A 15,004-nucleotide genomic window follows, 5' to 3' on the forward strand; every position below is an offset into this window, starting at 1 on the left:
CAGGCTTGCCTATGAACAAGCCAGATTAGATGTCACCTAACCCTGCATCAGTCCCTTGTCCCCAATGGTGCGACCGTGTACGTCGAACAGACTGTCGCGGTGAACGGGCTATGAGCACCGTCGACAAAACCGGGTGGGATCCCGACAAATGCCAAGCCACGTCAAAGAAGCGCGGCGACCAGTGCAAGAACTACCCTGTCCGCGGCCTACGAGTGTGTCTGCGCCACAGCGGAGGCTCCAAGGATGCCCGCGCAGCAACGACCATCTATCGAAAGCTCCAGGGGGCATCAAATCAACCACAGCACCGGGATCGCTACTTTGTAGTGGCGCGAGTTCCTGTCACTCGCCTCGCAGCTCACCCCACGCGAAGTAGGACTCAGCAACATCGTCCTGGACATCATCGAAGAACTGTTGACCGACGCTCTCGACACTGAATCCATTCCCATGCGGCCGAACGATGGGGTAGAACACGTCGCCACCTACGGTGATCCGGTAGATCAAGTCTCGGTCAGAGCGGACCAGCCGTGCGTCGTCGATTTCTCCGGGCTTGAAGATTCGTTCGATCGTCGGCTTCACGAAAGTTTCCAAAAGCTCTTTATCAGTGCAGTTCTCGACATAGCGCTCGTCACCCATTCCGTCAGTCTATTGCGTGAGTTTGCCTCGCGGAACGGTTCCGGCGTAGGGGCGAGATTGCCATGAGTATCGACTGGATTCGGCCACGGGGTATCTATGACCGCTTGATCTGAGTGCTGAATCTCCGGTCGAAGGCACTGGTCACGGCGAAGCTTCCAATCAATGCCGCGACAAGGATGACCAGCAGAACCAGCAGCGTCGGCACCAGTTCGCCCACCAAGTGTCTGTTCCCACTGATGAATATCGTGACACTGGACGACGGGCCCGGGTGGCTCGGGTCGAGCAGATTCGCCGCTGTGTTCCAGACAGTTCCCCAGACAACAGCGCCGACAGCGATTACGACTCCGGCCAGCACCCCCAAAGTGTCAGTCACGGCGAGAATGACAATAGCCATGGTCAGACAGACGAGACAGAGTAGCCCGATGATCGCGATCAGCCGCAGACTCGGGTAGGCGCCGAGGCTGTCGACGATGCTTCTCCCCGGCAATACAGCACTCACGGTGGCAGCCGTTGTCAGCGCGAGTGTCCCGGCGGCGGCCAGCCCGAATTTCTGGCTCAGCAGCGTTCTTCTGGGGAATGGTCTCTGAGGTGACAGTGATCGCCATGGCCCGATGATCGCGACCTGCAGTCCCGCCGCCCGATTGACGGTCGCCGATGACAGCATGGCCAAAGTGACCGCGGCGAGAATGAGTGCACCGAAGATCGCGGAGACTCCGGCGCTGATCGACGACTGTGGAGCGTGCGATTGGGATGATGTGGCATCTGTGTCGGAGGACGTGTCGGCGGGACCAGAAGGCGAGGAAGCTGCCGCGACTGGCGCCGAGGACTGCGAACCTGGCTGAGGGCTCTCCCCATCAGATCCTTCGCTGAAGTAGTCGACGGCCGGTGGTCCGCTGACTTTCTCAATCTTGATGTCGAAGGGGCGCTCGAAGGCGCGTTGGGCCTGTTTCGAAGTACGTGGGCAGGCCTGCTCCCCGGTCTCGCATCCGAACTTCTGGGCGACGATGCGAATCTGCTCGGAGACATGCTCCTCCGCTTGGCGGATGACCTGGTCCCGGTACTGGTCGAGGATGAACTTGTCTTCGTTCAGTGCCTGCGGACTTGCCAGGATGGTGATCGTATAGCGCGGGGCCTCGATGTCACCGCGGTAATACGCTCTGATGCCATCGATGACCTGCGGGGTGAGGTCCTTCGGCAGCACAACTGCGAGCACCGAAGCCCCATCCTCCACCTGAGCCCGGGCGGCCTTAGGCGAAAGCTCGCGTTCAGCCGTAGAGAAATCGGGAGCGACCGCGCCCTGCTCGAGCCTGGTGAAGAACTCATCGGAGAACGAGAGGTAGTCCGTCATTGCGCTCTGGATCGCCGGCATCTCCCGCGGTTCGTCGTCTGTGCCGACTGCGATCGAGAAATTCGGAGGCGAGCTTGGTTGCTGTTCCGCTGTGGTCGGAGCAGGGGCCGGCGTCTGGCCCTTCTCTTCGGCCCCCGCCCGTTCGATGGCGCCGAAGAGAGGAATGAGGGCGGACAGCGCTATGACATACACGCAAAGCGAGGCCATGATCGGCCAGAAATACATCCAGCCTGTCTGTCCCCGGGACAGAATCGAGGTCACTGCGAAGAATCGGCGCATGCTTCATCTTCCCACCGACCGGCGATTGTTCTACGCCCGCAGGCGGCCTACTTCTTCTTGGGCTTGAACGAGGTGGAGCATTTCCAAGTCGTCTTGCCCTTCTTCGCCACTACAGTCACCGACACCTTTTTGCCTGGAGTCGCTCCCGAAATGTAGTACTTGAGGTTCGCGGCACCCTTCTTCGAAGCAGTCGCCTTCTTCTTGGTCTTCGTCGTCTTGTAGTGCGCGGTCGTGGTGACCTTGGCCTTCGCGCCAACCTTGGAAACCTTGATCACGGTATTTGAGTACTGCCGCGGTTTCGCGATCGACATCTTCGCCGCACACTTCTTCGTGGCAGCCTCGGCGGGAGGGGCATCGAGCACAATTGGGCCCGCGAGCAGTCCGACAGCCAATGTCAGCGCGAGGAATTTAGATCCCATCCGCGAGCGCGCAGGACGGGCAGAAGTAGGCGCAGTTGAAGCCGATGTGAATCGGGCAGGAATGATCTCGGTCATGGTTCTCCAGGAAACTAAGAGTGTTAGGTTTCATTAGTATAAGCACTTCGCCCGTGGTTTAAAGGGGCTCATCGTAATTGAGAGTGTAGAACCGGTCTGAAGCCACCGGACTCGAGCAGACATCTCGCGATGTAATGCGTGAGGTTGCGGAACCCCAGCGCTGACCCCCGTAGATGTTCGAGCCTGCCATTGATCGCTTCAGTAGGCCCGTTCGACGTTCCCGGTCGGGTGAAGAACGCGAGGACATCAGCAGCTCGACGCTTCAGAGTCCTTCCCAACCGCTTGAGCTCGACCAGTCCTGTCGGCAGATTCGTCGTCAGATCGTCGATGACCGATTGTAAGAGCTTCTTGCCCTCGTTGCCGTCGTTGGTTCGGTAGGCGCTCACAATGTCTTGATAGACGGCCCAGGTGACTTCGACGGCGGTGAAGTTGGCGTCGGCGAAGAGGCCTACGATCCTCTCCTGCTGCTTGGCCGTGAGCAGATCAGCACCGGTGTGGAGAGTCCTCCTCGCTCGATACAACGGGTCCGTCGCTCGTCCGCGATGCCCGGTGGTCTCCTGCTGAATGCGACGGCGTACCTCGTCGAGGGCATCACCGGCGAGTTTGACGACGTGGAAGGGGTCCATGACTTCGACAGCGTCGGGCAGTTCCTCAACTGAGGCTGTTTTGAAGCCGGAGAATCCGTCCATCGCGACGACGTCGATGCCATCACGCCAGTCCTTCGGACGGGCTTTCAACCATTGCTTGAACACCTGTTTCGAACGTCCGGGCACCATGTCGAGCAAACGTGCCGGGCCTGTTGCCTGGCTGATGGGAGTGAGGTCGATGATGACGGTGACGTACTTGTCACCGCGCCGGGTGTGCCGCCATACGTGTTCGTCGACACCAATGACGCTGACCCCGTCGAACCGGGTCGGGTCGTCGATCAGCAGTCGATGTCCCTGCGCGAGGATCGCGGAGTTCGCGGTGTGCCAAGACACGGCGAGCTTGGAGGCGATCACGGACACGGTGTCGTGATCGATCACGAGGGCACGCAGCGCCCAGTCGAGGCCGGTTCGAGAGATCTTCGCTCGTGGTGGCGCCGCAGCAGTGGTGTCTTGACGCCATACGCGGCCGCACTCGACGCATTTGTAACGGCGGAGGCGAATATGAAGCGTGGTCGGCCGGTGACCGAAGGGTTCGTGGGCGAGACGGCGGACGACGGTGTCGCGGACGATCCCGTGGCCACCACACCGACGGCACCAGTCATCAGCAGTGTTGGGCCGGCATTCCAAGATGGCCTTGTGCCCGGTGATGTGCTGGCCAATGCAAGTGAGGTCGAGGGTGTCGAGTCGGCAGAATGTCGTGAGGTCAGGGGTCGAGAAAGTAGGCTTGGCCACGTCGAGGTCTTTCGGATGGACTGTGTGAGAACTTCCATCATCGGAAGACCTCGACGTCTATCCGGGCAGCGCCACGCCGTGTCCTGGAATCACCGATCCACACTCTCAATTACGAAGAGCCTTTAAAGGTCACAGAATAGTCACGCCCCGTGAGTGCTCCGTCACAGTCACTGCAGCGTGTTTCCGTGTTGACCATCACACGCAACTGGTATTGAATGGGAGTGCGAATGTTACTGAACGATCGATTAGCCAGTGAGGCTGAGCGAGCGTCATTGACGTATCCACGGCCGAGATCACGAAACCGATCATCGGCCGTTCTCTAGGACTGTGAGGAACAGATGAGCGAAGCGTACATCTACGACGCAGTGCGCACACCGCGCGGAAAGAACCGCGGTGGAGCCCTACACAGCGTCAAACCAATCGATCTCGTGACAGGGCTCATCGATGCCCTGCGCGAGCGTAACCCCGATCTCGACGACAAGGCGATCGACGACATGGTCTTGGGCGTCGTCTCGCCCGTCGGCGAACAGGGCGGAGACATCGCTCGCACCGCGGCTCTCGTCGCGGGTCTCGATGAATCCGTCGCCGGCGTTCAGATCAACCGATTCTGCGCATCCGGGCTCGAAGCGGTCAACATCGCTGCACAGAAGGTCGGCAGCGGTTTTGAGAACCTCGTCCTAGCAGGCGGCGTCGAATCGATGTCGCGTGTTCCCCTCGGCTCCGACGGAGGCGCATGGGCACAGGATCCGACGACGAACTTCGACACCTACTTCGTGCCCCAGGGCATCAGCGCCGACCTCATCGCGACCACTGAAGGATTCAGCCGCACCGACATCGACGAATTCGCTGAGGAGTCACAGAAGCGCGCCGCCAACGCCTGGGAAAACGGCTACTTCGAGAAGTCGATCGTCCCCGTCAAAGACCTCAACGGTGTGACCCTGCTCGACACCGATGAGCACATGCGCCCCGGTTCGACGGTGGAGTCGCTGGCGAAGCTGTCCCCAGCCTTCACCAAGGTCGCCGCGCAAGCAGGCTTCGACGAGGTTGCTCTTCAGAAATACCACTGGGTCGAAGAGATCGACCACGTCCACACCGCCGCGAACTCCTCGGGAATCGTCGACGGGGCCAGCCTCGTCATCATCGGCGACGCCGAGGTGGGACAGACGATGAACATGAAGCCGCGGGCTCGCATCGTCTCCACTGCCGTCACCGGATCCGAGCCGACCATCATGCTCACCGGTCCCACTCCCGCGACGCAGAAGGCGCTCGACAAGGCGGGCCTGACCGTCGATGACATCGACCTGTTCGAGCTCAACGAAGCCTTCGGCGCAGTGGTCCTGAAATGGATGAAGGACCTCAACATCCCGCATGACAAGGTCAACGTCAACGGCGGAGCAATTGCCATGGGACACCCGCTGGGTGCTACCGGTGCCATGATCCTCGGGACCGTCCTCGACGAGCTCGAACGTCGCGATCTCAAGCGTGGTCTCGTCACGCTGTGCATCGGCGGCGGAATGGGCATTGCGACGATCATCGAAAGGGTCTGACATGACGAACACTGAAACGACTTCAACTGCATACTCGCATTCCACCGACTCCGACGGAATCGTCACAGTCGTCATCGACGACCCGAATTCCAAGGTCAACACGATGAACGACCATTTCAAGGCTGCCTTCGAAGGCACCGTGGAATGGCTCGAAGCGAACGTCGATGACATCTCCGGCGTCGTCCTCACCTCGGCGAAGAAGACCTTCTTTGCGGGCGGTGACCTCAACAAGCTGCGTGCGGCCGACCCTGAGAACTCGGAAGCCGAAGCCGCACTGACCAACCACATGAAGACGGTCATGCGTCGCCTCGAAACGCTGGGCAAGCCCGTCGTCGCAGCCATCAACGGTGCCGCACTCGGAGGTGGCCTCGAGGTCGCCCTCGTCGCGCATCACCGCATTGCAGCGGAGGACGTCTCCAGCCTGCGCGTCGGATTCCCCGAAGTCTCCTTGGGTCTCCTGCCCGGTGGTGGTGGTGTAGCCAGGGCCGTGCGCCTGATGGGCCTCCAGAACGCACTGCAGAAGGCCATCCTGCCCTCGACGAAGTTCAAGGCAGCCGACGCTCTCAAGCTCGGCCTCATCGACGAACTCGCTCCGGTGGCCGAACTCGAAGCACGCGCCAAGGACTGGGTCAAGGCCAACCCCGAGGCGACTCAGCCCTGGGACGTCAAGGGCTTCAAGATCCCCGGCGGAGCACCCACCTCACCATCGCTGGGTGCGATGCTGCCCGCGCTGCCGGCGCTCCTGCGCCGTCAGACCAAGGGTGCGCCGATGCCCGCTCCTCGCGCGGCCATTGCCGCCGCCGTCGAAGGTGCCTACGTCGACATCGACACGGCACTGGCAGTCGAAACCCGCTACTTCGTCCACCTCACTCACACGCCGGTGGCGAAGAACATGATCAAGGCGTTCTTCTTCGACCTCGGACACATCAACTCCGGCGGCTCGCGTCCCGATGGCTTCGAACCTCGCCAGGTGAAGAAGCTCGGCGTCCTCGGCGCCGGAATGATGGGTGCCGGCATCGCCTACACCGCAGCGAAGGCCGGCATCGACGTCGTCCTCAAGGACGTCGAGATCGAAGCCGCCGAACGTGGCAAGGCCTATGCGGCCAAGCGTGAGGAATCGGCACTGGCCAAGGGCAAGACGACCGAAGAGAAGAGCAAGGCTGTTCTCGACCGGATCACCCCGAGCGCCTCGGTTGAGGACTTCGCCGGAGTCGACTTCGTCATCGAGGCGGTCTTCGAGTCCGTGCCCGTCAAGCAGCAGGTCTTCAGTGAGATCCAGGACATCGTCGAGTCCGACGCAGTCCTTGGTTCCAACACCTCGACCCTGCCGATCACGGAACTGGCCACCGGTGTGAAGCGCGATTCCGACTTCATCGGCGTCCACTTCTTCTCACCCGCTGACAAGATGCCCCTGGTCGAAATCATCCGTGGTGAGAACACTTCAGATGAGACCCTGGCGCGCACCTTCGACCTCGTGCAGCAGATCAAGAAGACCCCGATCGTCGTCACCGACTCCCGCGGATTCTTCACCTCCCGTGTGATCGGAACCTTCATCGCCGAGGCTGTCGCCGCCGTCGGTGAAGGAGTGGAGCCGGCAACGGTGGAGCAGGCAGCACTGCAGGCCGGTTACCCGACCGGCGCTCTGCAGCTGCTCGATGAACTGACGCTGACGCTGTCGCAGAACATCCGAAAGGAAACCGAGGATGCAATCACAGCCGCAGGCGGAACGCCAGAAGGCCACCCCTCAGACGGCGTCTTCGACTGGATGATCGAGCAGGGGCGCACCGGACGCAAGGACGGACGCGGCTTCTACGACTACGACGAGAACGGCAAGCGCGCCAAGCTGTGGCCCGGTGTGCGTGAACACTTCAACTCCGGTTCGGCGACGCAGCCTTTCGAGGACCTGCAGGAGCGGATGCTCTTCGCCGAGGCGATCGAGACGATCAAATGCCTCGACGAGGGTGTGCTCACCTCGGTTCCGGATGCGAACATCGGTTCGATCTTCGGAATCGGCTTCCCGGCCTGGTCCGGTGGCGTGCTCCAGTACGTCAACCAGTACGAGGGCGGTCTGAACGGATTCGTCGAACGTGCCAAGGAACTCGCCGCGACCTACGGCGATCGCTTTGTGCCACCTGCCTCACTCGTTGAGCGTGCTGCAGCGAACAACACGTACGAATAGGACTGTCACCGGGTCACTCCGCTGACACAGTCACGGCACTGGGCCGGGTCGGAATCAACCGGCCCGGCCCAGTGCCGTTGAACCTTATAGGAATAGCAGTCGCTGTCATCGTGTTCTGTTTGTGGCAGGCCGGTGACGGCCACGCCTAAGACATGTCGTCCCTTCGAAAGGTCCTCACACATGCGTGCAGCAGTCTATGACCAGTACACCGATGACTTCAGCGACATCACGGTTCGCGACGTTGAAGACCCGAAGGTTCCGCCGGCATCCGTGCTCATCGAGGTCCGCGCCGCGGGAGTCAATCCGGTCGACTGGAAGCTCGTCGGCGGTCACCTCGATCCGGTCATGCCGACCCAGTTCCCAGTCACCCCCGGCTGGGATGTTGCCGGAGTCGTCATCGGACTCGGTTTCGACACCCCGGAATTCTCCATCGGCGATGAGGTCATCGCCTACGCCCGCAAGGACGTACTCGGAGGCGGCACATTCGCTGAGAAGGTCGCGGTCCCCGTCCACGCGGTCACCGCCAAGCCGAAGAGCCTCAGCTGGGAACAGGCGGGTGGACTGCCCTTGGCCGGCGGCACCGCCCTGCGCACCCTCGAAGCTCTGGGTGACATCAACGGCAAAACAGTTCTCGTCCACGGAGCCTCCGGAGGAGTGGGCAGCTTCGCCGTGCAGATCGCGAAATCCTTCGGTGCCCGAGTCATCGGCACCGCCTCGGAGGCCAACCACGACTACCTGCGCACCCTCGGCGCCGAACCGGTCACCTATGGAGACGGGTTGAGCGATCGCGTCCTCGAGATCGCAGGCGGAGAAATCGATGGGGTCGTCGACTTCGTCGGAGAAGTCCTCGAGACCACCCTCGCGGTGCTGAAGGACGGTGGGACACATGCCTCCGTCGCAGATCCCTCGGTGGCCGAGCACGGCGGACGCTACATCTGGGTCCGCCCCTACGGTTCACAGACCGCGCGCGTGGCCGAGCTCGCGGACTCCGGTGAGCTGACAGTGGAGGTGGCCCAGACCTTCAGCCTTGATCAGGTGCCCGAAGCATTCCGCAGCAGCGCGGAAGGACACACACGAGGCAAGCTCGTCATCCTCCCCTGATGTCGGATGGCCTGAAGGCTCAGCCGATCCCCAGTGCAGCCTGAGCGGCGGCACGCAATTCGACCCCGACCACCTCGGCGCTTGAGCGCCTAGCTTGGTACGGGGTCGAATTGATCATGCCGAAGACCGCATGCACGCGCACGGTCGCCGCATCGAGTGACCATCCCGGATTGGCCCGCGCCACGACCTCGGCCCAGCGGCTGACATAGCTTCTCTGCAGGCGACGAACGGTGCGCCGAGAAGCCTCGGGCAAGGCCGCCAGGTCACGGTCCTGAATGCGAATCAGCTCGGGCTCGCTCATCGCGAAGGCGACATGGAAGTCGATGAGCTCGATGAGCGCCGAGGCGGCCGCGTCGTTGTCGTGGCGCGTGATGATCGCGTCCCCGCCTGAGTTCAGATAGTCAGAGATACCGACGAGGAGTTCCTCGAGGACAGCTTCTTTCGACTCGAAATGACGATAGACCGCCGGTGCGGAGATCCCTGCACCCTTGCCCAGGTCATCGAGACGGACTCCGTGGAAGCCATGTTGGGCATAGAGGTTCTTCGCCACCGACAGCAGCTGTTCACGCCGCGCCGCCTTCGCAGCGGCCCGTGACGTGCCGGTTGCCCGGGGTGTCGCCGACTTCGGTGCCATGTCCGTCACCCCAATTCCTTTCTTCGAATTCCGCTCGAGATCTTCGTATTCCGCTCTAGACCATGGACTCGGTATTCCACCGTGCCCGTTGTCACAAAAGCCGTTGAGCAGTATCATAGCAGTCAGTTAACAATTATTAACTGAAATGAGGATGGAATGAGAGCAGTGGGAACTGCGGTCAGTCCGGCAACGGGGCAGGTCAACGCCGACGCCCATGCCGAACTCATCGCTGAACTCCGGGAACGCATCGCGGCCACCGCGCAGGGCGGTTCCGAGAAGTCCAGGCAACGACACATCGACCGCGGGAAACTGCTGCCTCGGGACCGTGTGGAACATCTGCTCGACCCCGGAACCCCGTTCCTCGAACTGTCCCCACTGGCGGCCAACGGCATGTACGACGATGCCAGCCCCGGTGCCGGAATCATCACCGGAATCGGACGAGTCAACGGACGCGAATGCGTGATCGTGGCCAACGACGCCACCGTCAAGGGCGGCACCTACTACCCCGTCACGGTGAAGAAGCATCTGCGCGCCCAGGAGGTCGCGAAGGAGAACAGTCTTCCCTGCATCTACCTCGTCGACTCGGGAGGCGCCAACCTGCCCAACCAGGACGATGTCTTCCCCGACCGTGAGCACTTCGGCCGCATCTTCTTCAACCAGGCCACACTCTCGGCAGCAGGCATCCCGCAGCTGGCAGCGGTGCTGGGCTCCTGCACCGCCGGAGGCGCCTACGTTCCGGCCATGGCCGATGAGTCGATCATAGTGAGTGAACAGGGCACAATCTTCCTCGGCGGCCCACCCCTGGTCAAGGCCGCAACAGGCGAGGAAGTCAGCGCAGAGGACCTCGGCGGCGGAGCCCTGCACTCCCGCGTCTCCGGAGTCACCGACCACCTCGCGGCCAATGACTCCCACGCCCTGGAGATCATGCGCGACGTCGTCTCCACACTGGGGCCGAAGGCCCAGGCCAACTGGGACGTCGTCGCAGCTCGGGAACCGCTGCACTCACCCGAGGAACTCACCTCGGTGGTGCCCGTCGACTCGAGGACTCCCTACGATGTCCACGAGGTCATCGCCCGCCTCGTCGATGGTTCCGAATTCCACGAGTTCAAGGCCGAATACGGCACCAGCCTCATCACCGGCTTTGCTCACCTCGACGGCCACCCCGTGGGAATCGTGGCGAACAACGGCATCCTCTTCGGCGAATCCGCGCAGAAGGGCGCCCACTTCATCGAACTCTGCGACCAGCGCAGCGTGCCCCTGATCTTCCTGCAGAACATCTCCGGCTTCATGGTCGGACGAGACTACGAAGCGGGAGGCATCGCCAAGCACGGAGCGAAGATGGTCAACGCCGTCGCCACCGCCCGCGTACCCAAGTTCACCGTGGTAATCGGCGGCTCCTTCGGCGCCGGCAATTACTCGATGTGCGGCCGCGCCTACTCACCCCGCTTCCTGTGGATGTGGCCCAACGCCCGCATCTCCGTGATGGGCGGAGAGCAGGCCGCCAGCGTGCTCTCGACGGTCAAACGCGATCAGATCGAAGGCCGCGGCGAAACCTGGAGTGCCGAGGACGAGGACACGTTCAAGCAGCCCGTGCGTGACCAGTACGAAGCCCAGGGTAACCCGTACTACTCCACGGCCAGGCTCTGGGACGACGGAATCATCGAACCCACCGACACTCGCCAGGTTCTGTCCCTGGCCCTCGAACTCGCCCGCTTCGGACCTATGGAACGCCCGCTGAACGCCAGCGGCTACGGCGTTTTCAGAATGTGAGCTCATCCATGTTCAATACCGTACTCATCGCCAACCGCGGCGAAATCGCCCTGCGCGTCATCCGCACCTGTCGCCGACTGGGCATCAGGACAGTCGCCGTCTACTCCGACGCCGACGCTCACGCCGCTCACGTCAAGGCCGCCGACACCGCCGTGCACCTGGGACCCGCCCAAGCCTCCGAATCCTATCTGCGCATCGACAAAGTCATCGCCGCAGCCAACGCCACCGGCGCCGAGGCGATCCACCCCGGCTACGGATTCCTGTCCGAGAACGCGGACTTCTCCGCTGCCTGCGAGTCGGAAGGAATCGTGTTCCTCGGTCCCGGTGCCGAGGCGATCCGCACTATGGGCGACAAGATCACCGCCAAGAACGCGGTCTCCCAGCGCGGCGTGCCGTTGGTGCCCGGCACCAAAGACGCAGCCATGTCCAAGGAGTCGCTGATCACCGCTGCCGAAGACATCGGCTTCCCGGTGCTCATCAAACCCTCCGCCGGTGGTGGCGGTAAGGGCATGCACGCGGTCTTCGAGCCCTCCGAGCTGCCCGCAGCATTGGACACCGCCCGCCGTGAGGCCGCGAGCTCCTTCGGCGACGACACGCTGTTCCTCGAACGTCTCGTCGCCACTCCGCGACACATCGAAGTCCAGATCATGGCCGACGCCCACGGCAACGTCATCCACCTCGGCGAACGTGAGTGCTCACTGCAGCGCCGCCACCAGAAGGTCATCGAGGAGGCTCCTTCGGCACTGCTCGACGAGGCGACCCGGGACCGGATCGGGCAGGCAGCCTGTGAGACTGCGAGGTCCGTGGGCTACTGCGGGGCAGGCACTGTCGAATTCATCGTCGGCGCCGACCGCCCCGACGAGTTCTTCTTCATGGAGATGAATACCCGCCTGCAGGTCGAGCACCCGGTCACCGAGGAAGTCACCGGAGTCGATCTCGTCGAACTCCAGCTGCGCGTGGGTGCCGGTGAGGAACTGCCGCTGGTCCAGGACGACATCACGATGACCGGCCACTCGATCGAGGCCCGCATCTACGCCGAAGACCCCTCGCGCGGATTCCTGCCCACGGGCGGACGGGCGCTCGACGTCGTCTTCCCCGAAGGAGAGGGCATTCGCGTCGACTCCGGCCTCGACGCCGGGCAGACCATCGCCTCGGACTACGACCCGATGATCGCCAAACTCATCGTCCACGCTCCGGACCGGACTGCCGCGATCGCTCGTCTCGATTCGGCACTCGCCGCCTCAGCAGTACCGGGAATCGTGACGAACATCGACTTTCTGCGCACACTGCTGGGCCTCGACGCGGTGGTCTCCGGTGACCTCGACACCTCACTCATCGACAACCTCGACGAGGATCAGCTGGCCCACACAGCGACCGTGATCGACCGGGAGATTGCTGCCGCCGCGGTGCTCGTCACGGCGGGCCGTGCAGGTACCGACCTCACCGGAGCGATCACGAAGCCTGACCTGTCGGGCACTGTCGGAAACCCAGCGACAGCAGGAAACCCGGCACCAGCCTCGGCGTGGGGGAGACCTACTGCCTGGCGAACCTCACGTCCGGATTTCCGTCCTGTCGTGGAGCTGAACTTCGGGGGCGATGTCTTCAAGGTCGAAGCAGTCGCCGATGATGTCACTGTCGATGACAGCGGCCTGTGGCATGTTCGCGTCGCCGATACCCAGTACACGGCCCGCGTGTTCTCCGATGCTCGGGACCGCAGCATCTGGGTCAGCAGCGACCGCGGCGTCTACGCGTTCACCCGCACCCAGTCCGACACGTCCCTGACCCCGGGTCTCGACGGCGCCGAGGTGCTTGCCCCGATGCCCGGATCTGTCGTCGAAGTCAAGGTCGAGTCCGGAGACCACGTCGAACAGGGCGATCCGATCGTCGTCGTCGAGGCGATGAAGATGGAGCACGTGCTCACCGCACCGGCGACCGGAAGCGTCACCGTCACCGCGGTCCAAGGCGCCCAGGTCGGACTCGACGAGGTGCTCGCCACCGTCGTCGACGAAGCCGCAGCAGAAGCCGCCGACGCAAGCGACGATGCAGCCGCCGCACCAGCAGCCAACTGATCACAACAAACTCATTGACCACAAGAAATCCACTGACCACGCATTGAGCGGGGAGGAAATCATGACAGCTTTCGTTCCGGGCATGCTGCCCGAAGAATACGAGGACCTGCGCCAGGGCGTCGCGAAGTTCGCCGACGAAGAGGTCGCACCGGTCTCCGCCGAACTCGACGCCAAGCACGAGTTCCCCTACGACCTGGTAGCGAAGATGGGCGAGATGGGCCTCTTCGGCCTGCCCTTCGACGAAGAGTACGGCGGCATGGGCGGGGACTATTTCGCCCTGTGCCTGGCCATCGAGGAGATCGGCCGCGTCAACCAGTCGCTGGCCATCACTTTGGAGGCCGGCGTCTCTTTGGGTGCCATGCCGATCTACCGCTTCGGCACCGAAGAGCAGAAGCGCGAATGGCTGCCCAAACTCACCGACGCCTCCGGGCTGGGTGCCTTCGGCCTGACCGAACCCGAAGCTGGCTCGGACGCCGGCGGCACGCGGACCAAGGCCACACTGGAGGGCGGGACTTGGACGATCAACGGCAGCAAGTGCTTCATCACGAACTCCGGAACCGACATCACCCGCCTGGTCACCGCCACCGCCGTGACCGGAACCCGAACGTCGAAGTCGGGCCGCGAAGTGCCTGAGATCTCGACGATCATGATCCCCACCGGCACCCCTGGCTTCACCGCCGAACCGGCCTATGACAAGGTCGGCTGGAACTCCTCGGACACGCACCCGCTGACCTTCGACAACGTGCAGGTGCCCGAAGAGAACCTGCTGGGCGAACGCGGACGCGGCTACGCGAACTTCCTGCGCATCCTCGACGAGGGACGCATCGCCGTCGGTGCCTTGTCCGTCGGTGCCGCGCAGGGCTGCGTGGACGAATCCGTGAAGTACGCCAAGGAGCGTCAGGCCTTCGGTCAGCCGATCTCCGACTTCCAGGGCATCTCCTTCAAGATCGCCCGCATGGAGGCCCGCGTGGTCGCCGCCCGCTCGGCTTACTACCTGGCCGCATCACGCATGCTCGCCGGGCTGCCGTTCAAGAAGGAAGCCGCGATCGCGAAGATGGTCGCCGGTGAGGCCGCAATGGACAACGCCCGCGACGCCACACAGATCCACGGCGGCTACGGCTTCATGAACGAATACCTCGTCGCCCGCCACTACCGCGACTCGAAGATCCTCGAGGTCGGGGAGGGCACCACCGAGGTCCAGCTCATGCTCATCGCCCGCGAACTCGGGATCTGAGCTCACCGAGACCAGCACACCGCCCGCCGAGGTGGTTCCACGCTTCCGTACGGAAGTGCAGGGCCACCTCGGCGGGCGGTGCTGTCATCTGCTGGGAACAGGCTCAGTTAGTGTGGAACACAGAATCAGTCGAGGACAGAGAGGATGTACGTGGACTACAGCGTCGTGGCGTCGGTCCTGGGCGCGAGCTGGATCGTCATCGAATACGTGGTGAAGATCATCGCCGTCGGCGTCGTCCCCGAGGACCGCAGGCCCTCCTCGTCCTCGGCCTGGCTGCTGCTCATCCTGTTCGTCCCCATCGTCGGGATCCCGCTGTTCCTCATGCTCGGCAGCCCCT

The 15,004-nt window shown here is 62.8% G+C and carries 12 protein-coding genes; 7 read left to right on the forward strand and 5 right to left on the reverse strand.

The genetic code is table 11. From position 1 onward, the window contains the following. Window positions 1-339: 339 nt before the first annotated feature. The 4 genes from L0G76_RS08890 to L0G76_RS08905 form a co-directional block, all read right to left on the reverse strand. Window positions 340-633, reverse strand: a complete 294-nt coding sequence (locus L0G76_RS08890) for a hypothetical protein (RefSeq protein ID WP_101570666.1) — start codon at window positions 631-633, stop codon at window positions 340-342. Window positions 634-727: 94 nt separating this feature from the next. Beyond that, complete coding sequence (locus L0G76_RS08895) at window positions 728-2,260, reverse strand: hypothetical protein (protein ID WP_101570664.1); 1,533 nt, start codon at window positions 2,258-2,260, stop codon at window positions 728-730. 47 nt (window positions 2,261-2,307) lie between these two features. After that, entirely contained in the window at window positions 2,308-2,679 is a 372-nt protein-coding gene (locus L0G76_RS08900; protein WP_101570929.1) for a hypothetical protein, read from the reverse strand. A 143-nt stretch (window positions 2,680-2,822) separates the two neighbouring features. After that, window positions 2,823-4,133 carry an ISL3 family transposase gene (locus L0G76_RS08905; protein ID WP_114319601.1) on the reverse strand — a complete coding sequence of 437 codons (1,311 nt, stop codon included), beginning with the start codon at window positions 4,131-4,133 and terminating at the stop codon, window positions 2,823-2,825. A gap of 338 nt (window positions 4,134-4,471) precedes the next feature. Here L0G76_RS08905 and L0G76_RS08910 point away from each other — a divergent pair, with 338 nt between their 5' ends. The 3 genes from L0G76_RS08910 (at window position 4,472) to L0G76_RS08920 (ending at window position 8,960) form a co-directional block, all read left to right on the forward strand. Next, window positions 4,472-5,680, forward strand: a complete 1,209-nt coding sequence (locus tag L0G76_RS08910) for an acetyl-CoA C-acetyltransferase (RefSeq protein WP_101570662.1) — start codon at window positions 4,472-4,474, stop codon at window positions 5,678-5,680. Window position 5,681: 1 nt separating this feature from the next. Continuing rightward, complete coding sequence (locus L0G76_RS08915; RefSeq protein WP_101619424.1) at window positions 5,682-7,859, forward strand: 3-hydroxyacyl-CoA dehydrogenase NAD-binding domain-containing protein; 2,178 nt, start codon at window positions 5,682-5,684, stop codon at window positions 7,857-7,859. 180 nt (window positions 7,860-8,039) lie between these two features. After that, the gene (locus L0G76_RS08920; RefSeq protein WP_096167110.1) at window positions 8,040-8,960 is read left to right on the forward strand and encodes an NADP-dependent oxidoreductase; all 921 of its coding nucleotides are present in this window, start codon (window positions 8,040-8,042) and stop codon (window positions 8,958-8,960) included. A 19-nt stretch (window positions 8,961-8,979) separates the two neighbouring features. On the opposite strand, the gene L0G76_RS08925 is transcribed toward L0G76_RS08920, so the two are convergent. Next, window positions 8,980-9,594, reverse strand: a complete 615-nt coding sequence (locus L0G76_RS08925) for a TetR/AcrR family transcriptional regulator (RefSeq protein ID WP_069601284.1) — start codon at window positions 9,592-9,594, stop codon at window positions 8,980-8,982. Between the two features lie 156 nt (window positions 9,595-9,750). On the opposite strand from L0G76_RS08925, the gene L0G76_RS08930 reads away from it, so the two are divergent. The 4 genes from L0G76_RS08930 to L0G76_RS08945 form a co-directional block, all read left to right on the forward strand. Continuing rightward, the gene (locus tag L0G76_RS08930) at window positions 9,751-11,364 is read left to right on the forward strand and encodes a carboxyl transferase domain-containing protein (RefSeq protein ID WP_069599667.1); all 1,614 of its coding nucleotides are present in this window, start codon (window positions 9,751-9,753) and stop codon (window positions 11,362-11,364) included. 8 nt (window positions 11,365-11,372) lie between these two features. Further along, a complete protein-coding gene (locus L0G76_RS08935) occupies window positions 11,373-13,433 on the forward strand; it encodes an acetyl-CoA carboxylase biotin carboxylase subunit (RefSeq protein WP_069599668.1) in 2,061 nt (686 codons plus the stop codon). Between the two features lie 61 nt (window positions 13,434-13,494). Further along, on the forward strand, window positions 13,495-14,667 hold the full coding sequence (locus L0G76_RS08940) for an acyl-CoA dehydrogenase family protein (protein WP_096167123.1): 1,173 nt from the start codon (window positions 13,495-13,497) through the stop codon (window positions 14,665-14,667). Between the two features lie 144 nt (window positions 14,668-14,811). After that, window positions 14,812-15,004 (forward strand): PLDc N-terminal domain-containing protein (locus tag L0G76_RS08945; protein ID WP_304356931.1); only part of this gene is annotated, 193 nt, incomplete at its 3' end.

Origin of the sequence: Brevibacterium picturae (assembly GCF_030453725.1) — a bacterium.
Taxonomy (GTDB): Bacteria; Actinomycetota; Actinomycetes; order Actinomycetales; family Brevibacteriaceae; genus Brevibacterium; species Brevibacterium sandarakinum_A.

Bases quoted from the DNA above. Each gene is read 5' to 3' on its own strand.
- L0G76_RS08890 (WP_101570666.1), bottom strand. From the start codon at position 633: ATGGGTGACGAGCGCTATGTCGAGAACTGCACTGATAAAGAGCTTTTG.
- L0G76_RS08895 (WP_101570664.1), bottom strand. From the start codon at position 2,260: ATGCGCCGATTCTTCGCAGTGACCTCGATTCTGTCCCGGGGACAGACA.
- L0G76_RS08900 (WP_101570929.1), bottom strand. From the start codon at position 2,679: ATGGGATCTAAATTCCTCGCGCTGACATTGGCTGTCGGACTGCTCGCG.
- L0G76_RS08910 (WP_101570662.1), top strand. From the start codon at position 4,472: ATGAGCGAAGCGTACATCTACGACGCAGTGCGCACACCGCGCGGAAAG.
- L0G76_RS08915 (WP_101619424.1), top strand. From the start codon at position 5,682: ATGACGAACACTGAAACGACTTCAACTGCATACTCGCATTCCACCGAC.
- L0G76_RS08920 (WP_096167110.1), top strand. From the start codon at position 8,040: ATGCGTGCAGCAGTCTATGACCAGTACACCGATGACTTCAGCGACATC.
- L0G76_RS08925 (WP_069601284.1), bottom strand. From the start codon at position 9,594: ATGGCACCGAAGTCGGCGACACCCCGGGCAACCGGCACGTCACGGGCC.
- L0G76_RS08930 (WP_069599667.1), top strand. From the start codon at position 9,751: ATGAGAGCAGTGGGAACTGCGGTCAGTCCGGCAACGGGGCAGGTCAAC.
- L0G76_RS08935 (WP_069599668.1), top strand. From the start codon at position 11,373: ATGTTCAATACCGTACTCATCGCCAACCGCGGCGAAATCGCCCTGCGC.
- L0G76_RS08940 (WP_096167123.1), top strand. From the start codon at position 13,495: ATGACAGCTTTCGTTCCGGGCATGCTGCCCGAAGAATACGAGGACCTG.